An 18,655-nucleotide genomic window follows, 5' to 3' on the forward strand; every position below is an offset into this window, starting at 1 on the left:
TGGCTTGATGGTCAGCCCGCATTCGGGTTAGCCGCGCCACTCAAGATGACCTCCGACACTGCGCTCACGAAACTCCTCGGGCAGCGCGTTCAGCCGCGCCGGATCACCATGGGTCGATGTCGGCACGACCGTAGATCGCGGCAGCCCCGCTGGCTTAATCACCTTCTGCTCCTACCGACGCCGGATGGGGATGAGCATCAGATTTGTCCGACTTCTGCCACTTGGTGCAGGTCGTACGAGCCCCGAGGCGCGGTGTGTCTCATCAGGCCCACGTGACGGACGAGACGACACGATCATTGAAATGCGCCCTCGCAATGGCGCATCCCACCGTCATGCCCGCCCTCCCACGCCGCATCGCCCTCCTCGCATCCCTTGCTGCCCTCACCGCCACTGGGCGGCCCTCGCGCGCCGATCCCGTGCCGCGCGCTGATGCCTTGAGCGGGCAGCACCCCGCCGCCTATTACCGCGCCGCCGCGGAACTCTTCTCTTCCGGTCAGAGGTCCGACGCCGTCTTCCTTTTCTACCTCGGACAGCTCCGTTTCCGGACGCACCTCGCCGCCCGCCCGAACCTACCGCCCGACCAGGACCGCGCCCTCTTCGCCTCGCTCTCTGAGTCCGTCGGCCGCCCGGCCAATGAATGGGCTTTCGGCGATATCCCGGCCCTCATTCGGACCCTCGATGCCGTCCTGGTCTACGACGCACGCAACCCCGACACCTTCACTTCGCCCACACAGTTCCCGACCCCCTCGCGCCAGACCCGCGCTGGGCTCCAAGGAATGCGTGACGAAATTGGTCGCCGCGCTGACGAGATACGCCGTGAACGTGCCTCCCGCGGCCTTGCGAACCGCTGACCTCTTCAGGCCAGTGCCGTGCTTTGCCACTCCCAACCTCCCCACAGCGGCATCATCAATCTTGACCGGTCTTGCCTTGAGACTGTCTCCTGTCCATGAAAGCTTTCCCTACATCCGGCGCGATCTGCGTTGGCCGCGCCAACGCGCCGAAGTACCCCGGTCAGCCCGCTCCCGGGCCGCTTCTCCATGGCTGAGGGACCCTGTCTCCCAGCCGAGAGATCCGCATACAGGAACGCCTGAGCCATTGCCTCGAGCAACACCGGGCAGCGTGCGTCTGGACCTCGCAACTTCAGGTTCTCCGACTCAGTCCAGACGGCCCCCATCTTCCATCAGGTCTTATCCGGACCTCCCAGACGAACTGGCCATGCAGGTGGCAGGTGCTCGACGCGCCGAGTTGCCGGAAGCAAGTGAACTGGACTCTGGTCACCTGAACGACATGCGCCCCATCCTCCCTAACCTGGCCTCACCTGTTGCCCACGCTGAGCGAACCGTCGTGACCCAGGCGGCAGCACGGGTATCGGGGCCGGTGGCCGGTTGATCCAGACTGGCGCGCGCAACGCCACGGTGCGGGTCTGAAGCGCCCTGTCTTCATCGATGCGGCGGGCAATCCGGGCGAAAGCGGGGGTCAGATTGCTGTAGTCACCAACGGGATTCGGCCCTCGAGAGGCCGCGGGGAGGACCCCATACTGAGACCTTCCCGGCCAGATCGCCAGGACTCTCTCCGCATAGGCGCTGCCGATCCCGCGTGCCATTGAGTGGTAACCGGCCGCTGCTCCGGGCCAGCTTCCCGTGGTTTGATACAGCGCATTCAGGAAGCGCGCCGCGTAAGTGACATTGATTTGCGGATCGAACGCCGCGTCCAAGGATGGAAACGCGGTGGGATGATGCTGGAGGTTGACCTGAGCACAGCCAACGTCAATCGAACGGATCCCGCTCGCCTGGAATCGACGGACGGCAGCAATGGCTTCATCCTTGTTCTCGAAGTAATAGCCCGCTCCTGCGGCATTGATCGTCCACGGCCAAGGCACCCGGCGGCCGCTGATCGGATCGACCCGCCCACTCTCGACGAGAGCGATGCTGCGCAGCAATTGCGCCGGTATGCCGCTGCCCCGTTCGGCGGCCTCGATTGCGGTCAGGCAGAGGTTACCAGGACCGAGCAAAGGCGGCGCTGGCTGCGACGCGGCTTCGAAGCTCGGCACCAGCAGCACCGACGCTGCTAGTACAGCGCGGTGGCCCCTCAACCTGGAACCTCGGTGGCTTCCAGCGCTGATTGGATGCAGAGTGTATGTTTCATTCACTTGGCATCCTTCGAAGCGAGTGAAGCGCGAGTGTTTCGCCGCCCTTCAGGCAGCAAGCTTTGCGCCAAGGAGAGACCGGTAGATTTATCAGGGCGCTAGCTGAGGCCCTCTCTGGTCGGTGGCGCCTCCTGTAAGTTTTCCTGACACCGCAAGGTCGAGGTCCTTCGGTCCGATGAGCCGGCCGGCCTGCTCTACGAGGCCGCGGCCTGGACCCTGGAGAACGCAGTCCCACCGCTGACGGAGGCGGAAGGGCTAGCCGTGGCACGGCATCGCCGCGCTTCATCGCCTCGGCATCACGGGCTTCACCGCTGCCAATGCCACGGCGAATATGGTGCGCGGCGCGACCCGAGCTGCGTCCATCCCGGAGCAGACAACGCGGATGACAGCATCTTACCGGACGCGGCCCTACCGTTGTTCACCAGCGCCCCGGCCGCGCTCTCAGGCGCGGGAACCTCACAAGTTATCTTCGGCCAGGCTTGTCGGCCGACCTAATCCTCCTCGATCGGGGTCTGTTCGCCGTTCCTGCCGAGGAGATCAAGGAGACGCAGGCTTGGCCACCTTGTTTGCGGGAAGATTGGTTGACGGGATGCTGTAGCGCCCTTCGCCGGCACCAACTCCCGCGCATCGCGACGCGGCCCTCGAAGCGATGGTCCCGCGATCACTGAGAGCGGCCTCATGCGGAGCAGGGAGGGGCAGCTCGGCGCCGGGGTGCGCGGCGAAGGTCTCGGACAGGTTGAATCCGCCCGGGCAGCGCGACGGTTTTCACCTGTGAGGGAGCTGCGGCAGGCGATGGCTCCCGGCGGAGTTCCTCGCCGAGCCAGGCGGCAAACAGACGCCCCTCCGCCTGACGAAGCGCCCCTGGGCGCGTGACCAGCCAGTACGAGGTGTTCCCCTCGACGGGCTTTCCGAGAATGGCCAGGCGGCCGGATGCCAGGTCGGCGGCACAGGTCGGCAATCGCGCGAGGGCGATGCCCAACCCTTGTGCCGCGGCGTCGGTGGCCATGTGGATGGTATCGAAGTGCAGCCCGGTCGCGCCATCCGGCGAGGGCACATCCTGTGCCGCCGCCCAGGCCGCCCAGTCCTCGCTGGCCGGCGTCACGTGGATGGGTGCCAGTCGGCGGAGTGCTTCCTGAACCGGGATGCCCGTGACGGAGACGGGGCCGACCGGTACGAGCCGGACGGGCACGAGGCGATGCCACTCGCCCGGCCCCACCGGTTCGCGCGACATGCGGATGGCCATGTCGAACCGGCCGTCCCCGAGTTCCACCCACGCATGTTCCGTCGTGATGGAGACGGAAAGGCCGGGATGACGACGGCGAAGCTGCGGCAGGCGCGGCAGGAGCCACCGGGCGGCGAAGGTGGGCGCGGCACTCACACGCAATCCGGCGCGGCTCCGGCCGCGCCGCAAGCGATTCATGGCGCGCGAGAGCCCCTCGAACGCCGGGGTTGCTTCCCCGAGGAGGTCCGCTCCCGCGGGCGTGAGAACGAGCTTGCGGGCGTTCCGCGCGAAGAGCGCCACGCCCAGGCGGTCCTCGAGTGCCCGGATACCGTGGCTCACCGCACTGGCCGTGACCCCGAGTTCCTTCGCGGCCTCGACGAGGCTGCCGAGGCGCCCCGCAGCCTCGAAGGCGCGCAGGGACGAGAGGGGAGGAAGGTCGTGGGCCATGGCACTCTTCGATGACAAGGAAGCCGAAGCCGCGAGCCCGTGTCTCCAATTCGTTGAGCATGGCAGCCCCGAGGGGAGCGCGCCTCATCTTTGCTGAGGAGAACTCGATCCACCTGGGCGCCGTCCCGCTGCAGGCTTTCCGCCGAGCATCGGGACGCCCTCCATGAAATCATGGCCACCCTCTTCCATCGTGACACCCTCTCCGTGCGCAACCCCGACCGACGGGTCGGCCAGCCTCGCCAGAGGACGCGAATTCTGGCGCCTGCCAGTGGTCGGGCTCGTCAGAAGCTGGTTCGCCCGGTGCCGGGAGCGCCGCGAACTCGAGGCGCTCACCCCACGAGAGCTGCGGGATTTCAACGTTTCCAGGTACGACGTTCTGATCGAAGCGCGGAAGCCGTTCTGGCGCATGTGACCCAGGCCGCACGGGCGGATCACTGTGATATGCCAACCGAGCGGCCGGTGGCTCCAGGGATCGGCGCACCTCGCCGTTCCCACCGCGGCACCCGGGTTGGGCCCGCATCCACACGGGCCAGATCGGCAGGGCCGATGAAGACAGCACCAAGGATGCTCCCTTCGCGGCGGTCCCTGCCGCGGAGGCTCCGCCAAGGGCGAGGTCGAGCAGCTATCCCTGATCTTCGCGGCCCGCGTGGTCGGCCTCGTCAAGTGCCCCCTCGGCGAACTCTTCGGCCTGCCAAACTTCGGCGTGAATTTGACGACGCTCGCCTCGGCGGGCCTGCTCCGCGCTGCACCACGTCCACTCGCGGCAGGACGAGTTCATCTACGTTCCCGAGGGTGAGCCCCCCCTTCACACCGACCGTGGCGAGGCACGCCTCCGCCCCGGCATGGTCGCGGGCTTCCTGGCGGGCGGGACAGCGCATCACCTGGAGAACCGGACGGACCGCGACTGCGTCATCCCGGAGATCGGAGACCGCACAGCGGGAGACACGGGAAGCTACCGGGATGACGACCTTCGGGCCGTGCTTGGGCCGGATGGCCAGTGGAATTTCACGCGGAAGGATGGCAAGCCTTGGTGAGGCGCGGCCCCATACATCAGACCACCACCGCGCGCCGGGGGAGGCGCGGATGAGCATCGAGGACCTCTCGACCATCGCGGAGCGGTACCGGCGCTTTGCGGATGAGGAAGCCGCAGGCCGGTCGCCGCTCTACGAAACGCTGGCACGCGGGATCGCCGGGGACGAGGCAGTGCTGCGCTTCGTCCTGTCGCTTCCCGAGGCGAAGCGTCAGCCCAACCTCCTTCTGGCCGCCGTCCGCCACCTGTTCGGACCGCCCGAGACCATGGCAGCCCTGCGCACGATCCTCCTGGAGAATGCCGAGGCCGTCCGCTCCGTCATGCTCTTCCGCGCGACGCAGACGAATGAGCCGGGCCGCTGCGCCGCGCTCCTGCCCATCTTCGCGCGGCTGCCCGAGCCGCTGGCGCTGATCGAGATCGGCGCCGCCGCCGGACTCTGCCTGCTTCCCGACCGCTACGGCTACGACTACGGCGCGGTGACCCTACGGCCAGAGGCGGATTATGGCGCATACCCGATCTTTCCGTGCCAGCTCGGGGAAACGGTGCCTATCCCCGGGTCGCTGCCGCAGATCGTCTGGCGGGCCGGGCTGGATCTCCATCCCCTCGACCCGTCCGATCCCGCGGACGCGGAATGGCTCGAAACCCTTGTCTGGCCGGGGCAGGAGGCGCGGCTCGCCCGGATCCGGGTCGCGCTCGCGGTGGCGGCTTCGGCGCGGCCCCGCATCGTCGCGGGTGATCTACTGGGGGACGCGCTGCCTGCCCTCGTGTGCGAGGTGCCGTGCGGCGCAACCACCGTGGTTTTCCACAACGCCACTCTGGCCTATGTCGCCGGTCCCGACGCCCGGCGCGCCTTCGCCGAACGCGTGGCCTCCCTGTGCAGCACCTGGATCAGCTACGAGGCACCCGGCGTGTTCCCGGAGATCGCGTGCACGGCGCCGCGACCGCCGAAGCCCGGTGCCTTCCTCCTCTCGCTTAACGGCGATCCCGTCGCCTGGGCTGACCCGCATGGGGCGTCGCTCGACTGGATCGAAGGAGACGACGCGATGCACGAGGGCCGAGGTTGGAGGCGCCCTGGTTGATGACGGCGAGGGGGCGGAGAAGGCGGCAGGGGACTCCGGATGGGCGGAGGGCGGCGGGGAAGCCTGAGACGAGCATCGCCTAGCGCCCAAGGAACCGGGGCGGCCGCTTCTCGACGAAGGCCGCGACACCCTCCTGAGCGTCGTGGGTCGGCACGATGTGGGCGAAGGCGGCCTCCTCGATCGCCAGCCCATCGTCGATCGCCGCATCCATGCCCCGGTGCACGGCGGCCAGGGCCGCGGCGAGCGTCAGGGGCGGCTTCCCGGAGAGCTCCCGCGCGAGGGTGATCGCCTCGTCGAGGAGATCCGCCGCGGGCACCACGCGGTTCACGAGGCCGAGGCGCGCAGCCTCGGCGGCGCCGAACACCCGTCCGGTGAGGATGAGCTCCAGCGCCGCCTTCCGGCCGACGTTGCGGGGCAGCCGCTGCGTACCACCGAAGGTGGGAATGATGCCGATATTCACCTCCGCCTTGGAGAAGGCCGCATCCTCGGCCGCGAGCGCGATATGGGTCGCTTCCACCAGCTCGCACCCGCCGCCGAAAGCCAGCCCGTTGACGGCCGCGATGATCGGCTTCGGATAGGCCTCGACGCGCCGGGTCATTCGGTGGCCGGGCCGCATGAAGTGGACGACCGCGTCCGCCGGGCCCGCCCGCATGGGGCCTTGGAACCCCTTGATGTCCGCGCCGGCGCTGAAGGCGCGCCCCGCGCCCGTCACCACGATCGCGCGCACGTCGGGATCGAGCTCGAAGCGGTCGAGCGCGCCGGTGATGGCGGCGATCAGGTCGTTGCTCAGCGCGTTCAGGCTGTCCGGCCGGTTCAGCGTCAGCAGCGCGACCGCGTCCGCGACCTCGCACAACAGCGGTTCCGGCATGCTCTCATCTCCCTCAGGGATCATCCGCGCCCGCCAGGGCCCGCCGGCGCTGCGTCCGGCCCAGCCAGGCTGCGGGCATCGCCCAGGACGCGCACGCCCTCCCCCGCGACCGGGCCGATCTCGACCATCAGGCGCGAGCGCGCGCCCATGTCCTCGCCCTGGACGATCTCGATGGAGCCCCCGTGCGGCCAGCCGAGGTCGCGGAGATACCCGCCGAGCGCCGCGGCGGCCGCGCCGGTCGCAGGGTCCTCGTACACGCCCCCGATCGGGAATGGGTTGCGCGCGTGGAAGCGCCGCGGTGCCTCGGCATGAATGAGGCTGAAGGTGGTGATGCCCTCCGCGGCCGCGAGGGCACGGCCCCGCTCCAGCTCATAGCGAATGGCCGCCAGCCGTGCCCGGTCGTGTAGAGCGAGCACGAGGTGGTCGGCGCCGGCATGGGCGAGGGCCGGCGGTATGCGGGGATCCAGGTCCTCCGGGGAGAGGGCAAAGAGGTCCAGCGCCGTCGCGGCGAGCCGGTCACCGGCCGGTTGGCTCCACGTAGGCGGTGAAACAAGCGCGGCACGCGTCCCCGCCTCGCCCGCCCAGCCCTGGACGACGATGTCGGCCCGGTTGAGGCGAAGGGCGAAGGCGTTGTCGCCGAAGCGACGGGCGAGGGCCGCGCCGAGGGCGATCGTCGCGTGTCCGCAGAAATCCACCTCGACCGATGGGGCGAAGTAGCGCACGCGCCAGGCGCTCCCCTCCGGGGCGGCAAAGGCGGTCTCGGAGTAGCCCACCTCGGCGGCGGCGGCCTGCATGACGGCCGCATCGGGCAGCGCATCAAGGATCGCGACGCCTGCGGGGTTGCCGCCCAGCGCGCCGTCAGAAAAAGCCGCGATCCGCTCCACTAGCAAGTCCATATGTCCGCGCATGCATGTTCCCTCCTCGTCGATCAGGCCGCCGCGCCGCGCGGGTTCGTGGAAGCCGGGCGCGGACGGTCGTCCATCGGTCCCTGCAGGAGCGCCGCTGCGGTGCCGACGCCGACCAGGGCCCACCACGCCGCGTCGTAGCGCCCGGTCGCGTCCAGGACGAGCCCGCCCATCCAAGCCCCCATGAAACCCCCGAGCTGGTGGCCGAGGAAGGCGATCCCGAAGAGCAGGCCGAAATGCGCGAGACCGAAGAGCCGGCCGATCAGGGCGGAAACCAGGGGCACCACCCCGAGCCAGGTGGCGCCCATGACCGCGGCGAAGAGCAGCGTGCTTCCCTCAGACACCGGAACCGCGAGATAGGTGACGATCGCCGCGGTGCGGATCACGTAGATGCCCGCAAGCAGGCGCTTCGGGCTGTGGCGCTGCCCGAGCAACCCGAAGGCGTAGGACCCCACGGCATTGCAGACGCCGATGACGCCGAGCGCCTGCGCACCGAGGGCCGGAGAGAGCCCACAGAGGCCGAGGAAGCGCGGCAGGTGCGTCGTGATGAACATCAACTGGAAGCCGCAGGCGAAGAAGGCAACGGACATCGCGACGAAGCCGGGATGCGACAACGCCGCGCGCAACGCCTCGCTCGTTCCTTCCCGGGTTAGGCCCGCAGGCGCCGATACGGCCGGCGACGCATGTCCGCCGATCAGCGCGGAGAGTGCGACCATCGCACCGCAGATCCCCACGAAGGCCAGGGCGGCGGTCCGCCAGCCCGCAGACGCGATCAGCCCCTCGCCGAGCGGGGCGAGCAGAAGGACGCCGGTCGACCCGATGCCCGAGACGAGCCCGAGAAGGACTCCGCGGCGCTCAGGCGGTGCGGCGCGCGAGACCGCCCCGAGCAACACCCCGAAGCCAGTGCCCGCGATCCCCAGCCCGGTCAGCACGCCGAGCCCGAGGTCGAGGCCCACCAGCGGATCGCGCGAGACGGCGAACAACAGCAGCCCGACGAAGTAGAGCAGGCCACAGGCGAGGAGGACGGGCCGCGGGCCGAACCGGTCGCCCAGGGAACCGACGAAGGGCTGCGACACGCCCCAGACGAGGTTGTGGAGCGCCACGGCGAAACCAAAGGCCCCCGCGGAGGCGCCGAGATCCGCCACACTCGGCGCGAGGAAGAGCCCGAAGCATTGGCGCAGCCCCATGGATACCGCCATCATCGAGGCCGCGACCGCCACGATGCGCCACAGCCCGGTGTCGTCCGTCCCCGCCGTCACGCGCCCTGCTCCCTGGTGGTGGGGCCGAGGCTGAACGGCCTTCGTCCGGGGAGGAACCGACTTCTGCTCATCTGACCTGAAACTGGCTCATGCAGGGACCGCACTCGCCGTCAGAGACGTCAGGGAGAGGCGCGGCTCAACGGCAGGTGCTACGATCCGCACATGACCAAGGCCCCGCCGAGCACGATCAAGGTCAATCGCGCGCCTGTCCTGACGCTATGGGCCGCCGTGGTGGCCGAGCGCCAGGGATATCCGCCGGAGACCGCGCTCAGCCTGGCGAGCGCGGTCGCGGGTACGGCGGCGCGCGCCAAGGCCCGCCGGCTGGGTTTGGTCGAAGAGGGCAATGCGGCGGAGGAGCGCGTGGATGCGGCCTCGGCCAGCGCCGGGAACAAGGCCTTGCTTCTCGGCCGGCGAATTCCGCTGACACGAGATGACGGCGGCGCGGTGCTGGCAGAGGGCGGCGGGATGCCCGCTCCCGCGCCGCCGGTGCTGGCCTATGTCACCAAGGCCTTCGGGAAGAGGCTGTCGGAGGTCAGGAAGGCGATGGAAGCCCTCGCTGACCGATACGAGCCCGACGAGCTCAACCGGGTCGGCTTTCGACTCTACAAGGAGTTCCGGCCCGAAGTGCCCGCGGATGTGCAGGGTTGGGGAGCCAAGGGGCTACTCGATCTGGAGAAGATTCGGGCAGCCGGCAGGGATCCTTGAAGCTGACACGGCCGGGCATCGTCAAATTCGTGCTCCGAACACGTCGGGCGGAATTGGATTCTGGCTTGCACCTCAGACTTGGCTTGTGGCCCTGCGCATGCTGGCCGAAGCGACAATCGCGTCCGTCAGAAAGCGGCACACGTGGCCGGCACACGACTGCTGTGAAGACAACCGATACCGCCGCTATCGGTGCAGCTTGCCGCGTGACGCTCTAGCGGTTCCCTATAGCCTTTCTTCCAACGTTCTCCCGTGCGAACGTCGTGATCGGTGGAGAGACGGGCGACTGAGGCGCGATGACGGACCAGCCATGCGATCTGTTGCTGCACAACCTGCAACTTGCAGACAACGGTCCCCCCGGAAGGCGCATCCTTGTTCGCGACGGACGCATCGCGGACATCCTCTCGGCTGATCGCTCGGCGCCACCGGCGGCGAGCGTGATGGACCTCGGCGGAGATCTCGTGCTGCCCGGCCTGGTCGATGGCCACATGCACCTCGATAAGACGCTCTTCGGCCTACCCTGGATCCCGCATGCCGCGGAGCCGGTCCGGCGCAGCCGCATCGAGAACGATCAGCGACTGCTTCCCTCCCTGCCGCTCGGCACGGCAGCCCGCGCGGGAGAACTCCTGCGCCGCTGCGTCGCGAACGGCACGGCGCATGTCCGCACCCATGCGGATGTGGTTCCCGCCTATGGCCTCTCCGCGCTTGAAGGGGTGCTGGAAGCCCGGGATGCCCATGCCCATGCCGTGACGGTGCAGGTCGTTGCCTTTCCCCAGGCCGGGGTGATGCAGATGGGCGGTCCCCGCATGCTGGACCTGCTGAACGCGGCCGTCCTGGCCGGTGCGGATCTTGTTGGGGGCATTGACCCCTGCGAGGTGGACCGGGACCCCAAGGGGCAGCTCGATGGTATCTTCGGCGTGGCCGAGCGTCGCGGCGTCGGCCTGGATATTCACCTCCACGAGCCGGGCGACATGGGGCTCTTCAGCCTTCAGGAGATCTGCGCCCGAACCCGGGCGCATGGCATGGCCGGCAAGGTGACCGTCAGCCATGGCTTCTGTCTGGGCGGCGTCTCGGAGTCGAAGCAGCGCCGGGCCGCCGGGGCGATGGCGGAAGCCGGCGTGTCCCTTGCCACGCACGGTGCCGGAGGAGCGACCCTACCGCCCTTGATGCTGTTGCGGCGCGCCGGCGTGCGGGTGTTCTGCGGCAACGACGACGTGCGCGACACCTGGAGCCCTTACGGAAACGCCGATATGCTCGAGCGCGCCTGTGTCATCGGCTGGCGTGAGGACGTGCGGCACGATCCCCTGCTGCTCGAGCTCTTTGCGATGGCTTCCTCGGACGGGGCGGCGGCGCTCGGGATCGAGGAGTACGGGATTGCACCGGGTCATCCCGCAACCTTCTTCTCTGTGCCGGCCGAGAATATTCCGGACGCGATCGGGCGGCATCCACCCCGGGGATGGGTCTTCCACACCGGGAGGCCACTCGCATCGGGCGGTCGGTGGCTGGAACAGTAAGCTCAGCAGGCGACTTGCAGCGGCGTGCATGAGTGGAAGCGGGTGCAAGAGCCGTCATGGGACGACTGCGGGCCCATCTCAACATTGTCTTGATCTCCGGCCTCGAACGATCATCCGCTCGAGGCCGGCATAGTCGGGCTAGAAGATACGGTCTGATTCCGTGATGGTCCCAACGATCTGGTCGGTCACGGTGGTTCCCGTACGACGTCACGACCGTCGCGTCGTCATTCGCGTCGTTGATGCTCAGATCCCACAAGAGAGCCCGCTCCCGCGCAGGTTCATGCGGCCGTCGCCGTCAGCGAAGTCGGCGATGTCAGCCTTGCACCGGTTCGCACCACCGAGGGCGAGGACGTCCACGAGGGGGCTGCCTATTAGAACTCCGTTTCTAATTTTCCTTACCATCCTGGTTTGTGCCGTCTGTTGGCCAGCCTGCAGGCGCGTTCGAGTGCACTGTCAACGGATCGGAACCATGGTGGTGCTTGGTCTGAAAGGCTGACCAGCAGCTGCTTTCTCTGCGGCTGCACTACTCCCGCCCGCCGAAACTTGGTCTCGACCTCTTTCCGTTCTGTCCTTCGCACAGCGGTGCCACGCATTGCGTCCACCTGCGATCCGAGCGGAACGTCTTCGTCATGGGACGAACGCCCAAGATGTAGCTAGTCGAGCCTTCGAAGAGTGTCGATCACCTCACGGCGAGCCACGGTATTGCGCCTCGAGCCTTGCTTATCAGAGCCGAAGAGGAGCCGAGGGCGCCACCCCCGGTTTGAAGCTGCCTCTCGGTTGCGGAGAGCGTGCGCGATTCGCCGTGGGACGACCCGCCGCGCTGCCCCTCCGCATCAATGCCATCAGCGCAGAATGGACTTGGTGGGCCAGACATCGCTTATGATGAGTTTACCCACCCTGAATCCATCCTCACGCGATCAAAAACCCGTTAACACCCGTTAAGGTAGTGGCCATCCGGAGCTACGCCGGACAAGTTGTCAAAGGTGTTAGAAACACGCGAAAATTTAGCCTGCGGAACCAGATGATGTGTGGACGCGCGCGGTTCGAGACAGGTTGGTACCTGAGAACGGCGAAACGGCCGGTTCGCCATGCGTCCCATTCCGCCTGGGCGGCGGAGCTCAGTCCTGTGGGCGAGCAGCTGCTTCAGCGTCGCGTCTTCACGGCCCCCCCGGCTTCCCTGCTCGGCGGTGGGTGCCATCGATGAACATGTGGCCCAAGGGCAGGCTCGAGATCCAGAGCGGGCGGGACCGCACCTCGCCCTCTCAAGGGAGCAAACTGTGCCCGGCGGAAGGCCTCCGGGCATTCCGGCGCATTCCGACAGGCGGCACACTCATCGAACTCTGCCGTGATGTGAAACGGTCCCTTCGACCGCATCAGCAATCCCTGCGTGCGGATGGTGCTGCCCCCAACATCACCGAATCCGCCAGCCCCAGCGTGAGTCGAAACGATCACCTCGCCCGTGTAGAGGATCGCCGGTGAAGGGGAACGTCCAGCGCCTCGTCGCTGCCCTCGGGCTCCAAGGATTTCGCTATCGCTCCTGGCCCGCGCCGGAAATCTCCGTTGTCGATCGGCCTGCGACAACCCCGCCCGCACCTCCTTCCATCGTGCCCGTGCCAGCATTGGAGGTGTTGCCCGAGGCGCCCGTTCCGACGAGCGCGGTCCCTCCTGTGCCCGCATCAACAAGGACCCATCCCCCCTCGCCCGTCCCGACAGGCGCGCTCGCTCCGACACCCGCTCCCACCGGCGCGCAGGCCCCCATGCCGGTCCAGACGAGCGAGCCCGCCCCCACGCCAGTCCCCAATGGCACGCCTGCCCTGACGGAGGAGAGCGAGGTTCAGCGTGTCGTGCCGATCGCGCCGACGCCCTGGCCAGAAGTCCACCGGATCGGCATCCGTCGTACCCGCGGCATTGCTCCCATCGCGCTGCCTGCTGATCCAGCAGAGCGAGAGCCAAGCCCCGAGCCCTTCACCCCCGTTCCCCGCACCGCCGGGGCGAAGCGACCCTTCGCCCTGCTGGATGAACTCAACCTAGCCGGAAAGCGGCCAGCTCCCACTGAGCGACGCATCGGCGGGCCGGTCCCGTATCGCGACCGCCGTGACCGTCAGGATCGATAACCGCCATGCCGATGATCGCTTTCGTCTCGCCCAAAGGGGGTGTCGGGAAGACCACCCTGGCGGCGAATGTCTCCGCGGTGCTCGCCGCGAGCGGCCACGAGGTTCTTGCCCTGGATCTCGATCCTCAGAACGCCCTGCGCCTGCACCTGGGCGTTCCCATCCATGAGGAGGGAGGCTTCCTGGCGTCGCTGGAGGAGGATCTGGACTGGCGGCGCGTCGTCCGATCCACCCGTGCCGGCGTGTCCCTGCTCCCCTTCGGGATGACGGACCCGAAGCGGGTCCTTGACCTGACCCGGCTCCTGTTGGACCGGCCGGAGCTGCTGACTAATCCCGTGAAGGACATGCTCGCCTCGCCGCGACGGATCGTGGTGGTGGATGCTCCTCCCGGCCCCACCCCTGCGCTCACGGCGCTGCTTCCGCTCGCGGACGCGATCGCTGTCGTCCTGCTCGCCGATGGCGGCTCCGCGTCCATCATTCCCTCGGTCGCCTCCGGCCGGTTCCTCGGTCGCGGAACCATTGCGTCGCGCTCCGCGCAGAAGGTCATCCTCGTCCTGAATCAAGTGGAACTTGGCGAGCCGCTGTCGGACGCCGTCTTCGAGTGCGCGCAGGAGGCCATGGGAGATCAGCCGGTCCACGCCGTGGCCCGCGACCCTGCGGTGGCGGAGGCGCTGGCCGACCGGCGCCTGCCGATCGAGGGGACCAGTCCGGCGGCGGAGGACATCATCCTTCTGGCCGACACGCTGGCGCGGCGGATCCAGGCTCCGCCCCCGGTCATCCGGGAAAATCCGAGACCAGGGTTCTCTGCTCTCGCGGCCTGGGGCCTGCGCCGATGAGGCTCGACGTAGTGGCGGGGCGACCGCCGCTGCCGGGTCGCCTCCTCCGGGCCTTGCTCATCGCGCTCGGCCTTCTCGCCTTTGCCCTCGTCATCACGATCCCACTGACGGGGGAAGCGCAGGGTGTTCTCACCCTTCTGAGCATTGTCGTGTTCCTGGTCGCCAACCGCCTGAAGGTCCGGCGCGCCACGGTGTTCCTGGTGCTCCTCTCCGTGGCCGTGACCTCGCGCTACATGTTCTGGCGCGTGACACAGACCCTGGAGTTCCAGAGCTTCCTGGGCGGGACGCTCTCGGTGGGCCTGTTCCTGGCGGAGTGCTACGCGGCCGCGCTTCTCTTCCTCTCCTATCTGCAGCTGACCTGGCCGCTTGACCGGAAGCCGGTGCCCCTGCCGCCGGATCCCCGGGACTGGCCGACCGTCGATGTCTACGTGCCGACCTACAACGAGAGCATGGAGATCGTCCGCCCGACGGTCCTCGCCTGCCTCAACATCGACTGGCCGCGGGACAAGCTGAACGTCTACATCCTGGATGACGGCCGGCGACCGGAATTCCGGGACTTCGCGGAGCAGGTGGGCTGCGGCTACGTGATCCGGCCCGACAACAAGGGTGCCAAGGCCGGCAACATCAACCACGCCCTGCTCCACACGGATGGAGAGTACATCGCGATCTTCGATTGCGACCACGCTCCCACCCGCGCCTTCCTGCAGATGACGGCCGGCTGGCTGGTGCGGGATGCCCGCATCTCGATGGTGCAGACGCCGCACTATTTCTATTCCTCCGATCCCTTCGAGCGGAACCTCGCCCGCCATCGCCCCGTGCCGAACGAGGGCCTGCTGTTCTACGGGGCCATCCAGCCCGGGAACGACCTCTGGAATGCCGCCTTCTTCTGCGGCTCCTGCGCCCTTATCCGCCGCAAGGCGCTGGAAGAGGTCGGCGGCGTCCCGCACCAGACCGTCACCGAGGATTGCCATTGCTCCTTCCTGATGCAGCAGAAGGGCTGGCACACGGCCTTCATCCGCCTCCCGCTCGCCGCTGGGCTCGCCACGGAACGCCTGTCGATCCACATCGGCCAGCGGATGCGCTGGGCGCGCGGCATGATCCAGATCCTGCGGCAGGAGAACACGCCTTTCGCGCGCGGCCTGACCTTTGCGCAACGGCTCTGCTACTTCACCGCGGGCTTCTCCTTCCTCTTCGCCCTGCCGCGCATCGTCTTCCTGACCTCGCCTCTCGCCTTCCTTCTCCTGGGACAGAACATCATCGCGGCCTCGCCTCTCGCGATCGTCGCCTATGCGGGGTCGCACATGTTCCACGCCTTCGGCACCGCGGCCCGGCTCAACGGGCGCAACCGCCATTCCTTCTGGTCCGAGATCTATGAGGCAACCCTGGCAGGCCCCCTGGTGCGCGTGACGATCGCCACCCTCTGGGACCCGCTGAAGGGCAAGTTCAACGTCACGGACAAGGGCGGCATGGTCGAGCACGGTTACCTGGACGTCAGCGCCGTGCTCCCCACCCTCGTGCTCCTCTGCCTGCTGCTCTCCGGCGTCACGATCGGGATCATCGGCTGCGCGACGACGCCGATCGGCTCGCTGGAGTTCCAGGCGTATCTGCTGAACACCCTGTGGGCTACGCTCTGCCTCGTTCCCGTCTCCGCCGCGATCGCGGTCGGCGTGGAGCGGGAACAGATGCGCACCCGGTCCCGTGTGCACGTCGACATCGAGGCGGAGGTCGTCCTGGCGGATGGGCGCCGCGTGCCGGCCCACACCTCGGACCTCTCGCTGTCCGGGGCGCGGCTGATGCTCGATCGGCCGCTCGGGGTCGCGGATGAGGAGCGCTGCCGGATCGCCTTCCACGCGGCCGATGAGGTCCAGGAGGTTCCCGCGACCCTGCTCCGCTGGGAGGATGAGGAAGCCGTCGCCGTCTTCGACCTGTCCGACGTCCGCGACGAGATGGCGCTCGTGCGCATGTTCTTCGGCCGGCCGGACGCATGGGTCGAATGGGATCGCTGGCCGGAGGATCGACCGCTGCGCGCCCTTCGGGACGTCGTGGCCGCCACCAGGGATGCCGTGTTCCGCCGCTACCGATTCCAGATCCGCAAGGCGGTGGTGCGCGCGCCGGTGGCCGCTCCCGTGGCCGATGCACGTCGATCGGACGTTGTCCGTCCCCGGCGCGAACGCGTGACGGAGGCGGCCCTGGCGCTGCTCGTCGCCCTCGGAATCGGCACCTCCGCGGCGGCGCAGACACCGGGAACGATCTCGCCTTCCAGCCCGCCCGCCCCGCCTGTGCGGCTGGGAACGCAGCCTTCCCTGGGGGCGCCCGTTCCCGCCGTGGAGCCCCCTGTTCCGGCTGGCCCCGTGGCGGCGCCCCCCGCGGCGGCACCCGCCCGCGCTTCGTCGCGGCGCGAGCTGCGCCTGACGCTCAGGGAACTGGGGCTGACCGGCCCCATGCAATTCCGCGGCCTGTCGGACCTGCAGGGCGTGCTGTTCGGCTTCTCGCGGGACGAGGTGGTGACCTCCGCGCGGCTGACGCTGCAGGGCGGCTCCTCAGCGTCGCTCCTGCCCTCCCTCTCCCAGATCGCGGTCACGCTGAACGAGCAGTTCGTGGGCAATGTGCCCCTTGATCCCGCCCGCGGCGCCTTCGGGCCGGTCAGCTTCGACCTCGATCCGATCTCCTTCGCGGAGCTGAACCGGCTGAACTTCCGCTTCTCCGGCCGCTATGCCCCAGAATGCAACGACCCGCTCTCGGGCCTGCTCTACGCGAACATCTCCGATCTCTCGAGCCTGTCCCTGACCCTGGAGCGGCTGGTGCCGGAGCGCGACCTGGCCCGCCTGCCGGAGCCGCTGTTCGATCGCCGGATCCTGCGCCGCGCCCTGACCCTTCCGGTCGTGCTCCCGGCCGAATCCGGTCCCTCGGCCCTGCGGGCCGCCGCCATCGCGGCCTCCTACTTCGCCGTGCAGGCCGAGTATCGCGGCGCCACCTTCCCCGTAGACCGTGCGCCGCCGCAGACCGGCAATGCGCTCGTGCTCGCTGCCTCGCCCGATGCCGTGCAGGGGCTCGCTCTTCCGCGCTTCGAGGGACCGACCCTCGCCCTCGTGCCGAACCCTTCAGACCCCTTCGGCACCCTGCTGGTTCTCGGGGGACGTTCGGAGGCGGAGGTGGCGCAGGCGGCGCTCGCGCTCGCGGCCGGCAGCGCCACCGTGGGCGGAGAGGTGGCACGCGTCGCGGCGCCTACCCTCGTGCCCCGCCAGCCCTATGACGCGCCGCGCTGGCTGCCGCCGGATCGTCCCGTCGAGGTCGGCAGCATCGTCGACCGGTCGGAACTCCAGGCCTACGGCTACACGCCCGGCACCATCCGCGTCCCGATGCGCACGGCCCCGGACCTGCTGACCTGGGCGGGACGGGGCGTGCCAGCGGACATCCTGTTCCGCGGGCCGAACGGGGCCGCCGTGGATGTCGGCGCCTCCCGGCTCGACGTGGCGCTGTCCGACGTCTTCCTGAAGTCCCTGCCGCTCGGTTCGGGCGACCGCTGGTGGAGCCCGGACTGGCTCATGGGCTGGTTCACCGGCGATCCCGCCCTGCGTAGCGGGCGGGTCCTGATCCCCACCTATCTCCTGGCCGGCCAGGACGAGCTGCAGCTCCGCTTCGACATGCGGCCGCTGAGCCGCGGCGACTGCACCGCGGTTCCCGGTGACATTCGGGCTGGCGTCGAGCCCACCTCCACCGTCGACCTGTCGCGCGCGTGGCGCTACGCGCGGCTTCCCTCGCTCGGCTTCTTCGTCGCCTCCGGCTTTCCGTTCACCCGCATGGCGGATCTCTCGCAGACCACCGCCGTGCTGCCCGAATCACCGAACACGGTCGAGACGCGGGCCTTCCTCGACCTGATCGGAACCCTGTCGGCGCGCGTCGGACTGCCGGCCACCGGGTTGCAGGTGTCCTTTCCGACCGCGTTGCAATCCCATGCCGGGCGAGACCTGCTGTTGTTCGGCACCTTCGGGCGCCAGCCGGCCGCGGCAACGCTGCTGCGGGACAGCCCGGTCCGCGTCAGCGCCGACCGCCTGACCATCTCCGCGCCGGACCGCCTGGCCGGCATTCGCGCCTTCTTCCTCGATGAACCCGGCCCGGGGGAACGCACCCGCGCGGCCGCGGCCCTGACGGAGGTCGGCGAGGCCATGTCCGTGCTCGTGGGAACGGAATCGCCGTTGGCCGCGGGCCGCTCGGTGGTGGCGATCATGGGGGCGACGCCCGCGGCGCTCGCCTCGGCCGTGGACACGCTGCGCAATCCCACCCTGGCGCCCCGGATCCAGGGGGACCTCGTGGTCCTCGGCGGCGACAACGTCACGGCCTTCCGCACCGGCTCCACCTATCCGGTGGGCAATCCGCCGTTCTGGATCCTCCCCTATCTCTGGCTCGGGGACTCGCCGTGGCGCGTGGGCGCCCTGATGATCGGCGGCGCGCTGCTCCTCGCCTTTCCCATCGCGTGGCTGCTGCGGCGCCGGTCGGCGATGCGGCTGCGGGCCCGCACGCCGGCAGGGCATTGAT

Annotated in this window: 13 protein-coding genes; 8 read left to right on the forward strand and 5 right to left on the reverse strand. The window is 68.8% G+C overall.

The window, feature by feature from the left end:
* The first annotated feature begins 332 nt into the window (after positions 1-332).
* Positions 333-851 carry a hypothetical protein gene (locus ACP6CK_RS16305; RefSeq protein WP_426954349.1) on the forward strand — a complete coding sequence of 173 codons (519 nt, stop codon included), beginning with the start codon at positions 333-335 and terminating at the stop codon, positions 849-851.
* A 452-nt stretch (positions 852-1,303) separates the two neighbouring features.
* Here ACP6CK_RS16305 and ACP6CK_RS16310 read toward each other — a convergent pair whose 3' ends face one another.
* Together ACP6CK_RS16310 and ACP6CK_RS16315 are read right to left on the reverse strand one after the other, a co-directional pair.
* A complete protein-coding gene (locus ACP6CK_RS16310) occupies positions 1,304-2,059 on the reverse strand; it encodes a transglycosylase SLT domain-containing protein (RefSeq protein WP_426954350.1) in 756 nt (251 codons plus the stop codon).
* Between the two features lie 763 nt (positions 2,060-2,822).
* The gene (locus ACP6CK_RS16315; protein WP_426954351.1) at positions 2,823-3,815 is read right to left on the reverse strand and encodes a LysR substrate-binding domain-containing protein; all 993 of its coding nucleotides are present in this window, start codon (positions 3,813-3,815) and stop codon (positions 2,823-2,825) included.
* Positions 3,816-3,978: 163 nt separating this feature from the next.
* On the opposite strand from ACP6CK_RS16315, the gene ACP6CK_RS16320 reads away from it, so the two are divergent.
* The 3 genes from ACP6CK_RS16320 to ACP6CK_RS16330 all read left to right on the forward strand — a co-directional run bounded on the left by ACP6CK_RS16320 (position 3,979) and on the right by ACP6CK_RS16330 (position 5,924).
* Positions 3,979-4,227, forward strand: coding sequence for a DUF1127 domain-containing protein (locus ACP6CK_RS16320; RefSeq protein ID WP_426954352.1), 249 nt, complete (start codon positions 3,979-3,981; stop codon positions 4,225-4,227).
* A 331-nt stretch (positions 4,228-4,558) separates the two neighbouring features.
* On the forward strand, positions 4,559-4,849 hold the full coding sequence (locus tag ACP6CK_RS16325; RefSeq protein WP_426959926.1) for a cupin domain-containing protein: 291 nt from the start codon (positions 4,559-4,561) through the stop codon (positions 4,847-4,849).
* Positions 4,850-4,898: 49 nt separating this feature from the next.
* Positions 4,899-5,924: a DUF2332 domain-containing protein gene (locus ACP6CK_RS16330; RefSeq protein ID WP_426954353.1), complete on the forward strand. Its 1,026-nt coding sequence runs from the start codon at positions 4,899-4,901 to the stop codon at positions 5,922-5,924.
* 79 nt (positions 5,925-6,003) lie between these two features.
* Here ACP6CK_RS16330 and ACP6CK_RS16335 read toward each other — a convergent pair whose 3' ends face one another.
* Genes ACP6CK_RS16335 through ACP6CK_RS16345 form a run of 3 tightly spaced genes read right to left on the reverse strand, consistent with a single transcriptional unit; the run spans position 6,004 to position 8,956 of the window.
* Positions 6,004-6,792: an enoyl-CoA hydratase-related protein gene (locus tag ACP6CK_RS16335; RefSeq protein WP_426954354.1), complete on the reverse strand. Its 789-nt coding sequence runs from the start codon at positions 6,790-6,792 to the stop codon at positions 6,004-6,006.
* A 20-nt stretch (positions 6,793-6,812) separates the two neighbouring features.
* Positions 6,813-7,700 (reverse strand): PhzF family phenazine biosynthesis protein, encoded by an 888-nt coding sequence (locus ACP6CK_RS16340; protein WP_426954355.1) that lies wholly within the window; start codon positions 7,698-7,700, stop codon positions 6,813-6,815.
* A gap of 20 nt (positions 7,701-7,720) precedes the next feature.
* Positions 7,721-8,956 carry an MFS transporter gene (locus ACP6CK_RS16345; protein WP_426954356.1) on the reverse strand — a complete coding sequence of 412 codons (1,236 nt, stop codon included), beginning with the start codon at positions 8,954-8,956 and terminating at the stop codon, positions 7,721-7,723.
* Positions 8,957-9,118: 162 nt separating this feature from the next.
* Between ACP6CK_RS16345 and ACP6CK_RS16350 the strand changes: the two genes are divergently transcribed.
* From ACP6CK_RS16350 to bcsA, 4 genes are all read left to right on the forward strand, one after another.
* On the forward strand, positions 9,119-9,661 hold the full coding sequence (locus ACP6CK_RS16350) for a hypothetical protein (protein ID WP_426954357.1): 543 nt from the start codon (positions 9,119-9,121) through the stop codon (positions 9,659-9,661).
* A gap of 293 nt (positions 9,662-9,954) precedes the next feature.
* Positions 9,955-11,172 carry an amidohydrolase gene (locus tag ACP6CK_RS16355; RefSeq protein ID WP_426954358.1) on the forward strand — a complete coding sequence of 406 codons (1,218 nt, stop codon included), beginning with the start codon at positions 9,955-9,957 and terminating at the stop codon, positions 11,170-11,172.
* Between the two features lie 2,119 nt (positions 11,173-13,291).
* On the forward strand, positions 13,292-14,119 hold the full coding sequence (locus ACP6CK_RS16360) for a cellulose synthase operon protein YhjQ/BcsQ (protein ID WP_426954359.1): 828 nt from the start codon (positions 13,292-13,294) through the stop codon (positions 14,117-14,119).
* A complete protein-coding gene (bcsA, locus tag ACP6CK_RS16365) occupies positions 14,116-18,654 on the forward strand; it encodes a UDP-forming cellulose synthase catalytic subunit (protein ID WP_426954360.1) in 4,539 nt (1,512 codons plus the stop codon). The genes ACP6CK_RS16360 and bcsA overlap by 4 nt, the downstream gene beginning before the upstream one ends.
* The last annotated feature ends 1 nt before the right edge of the window (position 18,655 follow it).

This window comes from Muricoccus radiodurans, assembly GCF_050154705.1.
In the GTDB taxonomy this organism is placed as follows: Bacteria; Pseudomonadota; Alphaproteobacteria; order Acetobacterales; family Acetobacteraceae; genus Roseomonas; species Roseomonas radiodurans.